Source organism: Brevundimonas denitrificans, from assembly GCF_030160755.1.
Lineage (GTDB): Bacteria > Pseudomonadota > Alphaproteobacteria > Caulobacterales > Caulobacteraceae > Brevundimonas > Brevundimonas denitrificans.
The window spans coordinates 1-758 of sequence record NZ_BSOY01000170.1 but is presented as its reverse complement, the minus strand read 5'-3'; the positions used below and the strand labels follow the sequence as shown (position 1 = coordinate 758).

Genomic DNA, 758 nt, shown 5'->3' with positions numbered 1-758 from the left:
AGCTGATGCAGGACGATCAATGGGATCGCCCCTTGCTGGAAGAACTCAGCCATGTAATGCAAAGCGCCTCCATCTGCGGGTTGGGACAGGCCGCGCCAAACGGCCTGCTGTCCCTGTTCAAATATTTTCCGGAGGAAATGAAATGACCAGAACAATTTCCTTCACCCTTGATGGCAAAACCGTCAGCGCCCGCGAAGGGCAATCCATCTGGGATGTGGCGAAGGAACAGGGAACCCTGATCCCCCATCTCTGTCATGCGGACCGCCCCGGATACAAGGCCGATGGCAATTGCCGCGCCTGCATGGTGGATATTGAAGGCGAACGGGTGCTGGCCGCCAGTTGCATTCGCACGCCAACCGACGGCATGATCGTCCATACGGCAACAGAACGGGCCGAAAAAGCCCGAAAGATGGTGGTGGAACTGCTGGCCGCCGATCAGCCGGAGCGCAACGACAGTTACGACCCGGATAGTCATTTCTGGAAAATGGCGGACCTGAACGGCATCGATGGAAGCCGCTTCCCCGCCCGTCCCCTGCCCACAGAAGACCTGAGCCACCCGGCCATGGCGGTCAATCTGGATGCCTGTATCAATTGCAACCTGTGTGTGCGGGCCTGCCGGGACGTTCAGGTCAATGACGTTATCGGCATGGCGGGCCGGGGCGCAGCATCCAAGGTTGTGGTCGATCTGGACGATCCCATGGGCGACAGTACCTGCGTTGCCTGCGGCGAATGTGTGCAGGCCTGCCCCACCGGCGCCC

At 60.2% G+C, this 758-nt stretch carries 2 protein-coding genes; both read left to right on the top strand.

Annotation, left to right across the window (positions count from 1 at the left end):
• Positions 1 to 5 precede the first annotated feature (5 nt).
• Positions 6 to 146, top strand: coding sequence for an NADH-ubiquinone oxidoreductase-F iron-sulfur binding region domain-containing protein (locus QQJ79_RS16105; protein ID WP_431307612.1), 141 nt, complete (start codon positions 6 to 8; stop codon positions 144 to 146).
• Positions 143 to 758 (top strand): 2Fe-2S iron-sulfur cluster-binding protein (locus tag QQJ79_RS15570; protein WP_284223842.1); only part of this gene is annotated, 616 nt, incomplete at its 3' end. The genes QQJ79_RS16105 and QQJ79_RS15570, both read left to right, overlap by 4 nt.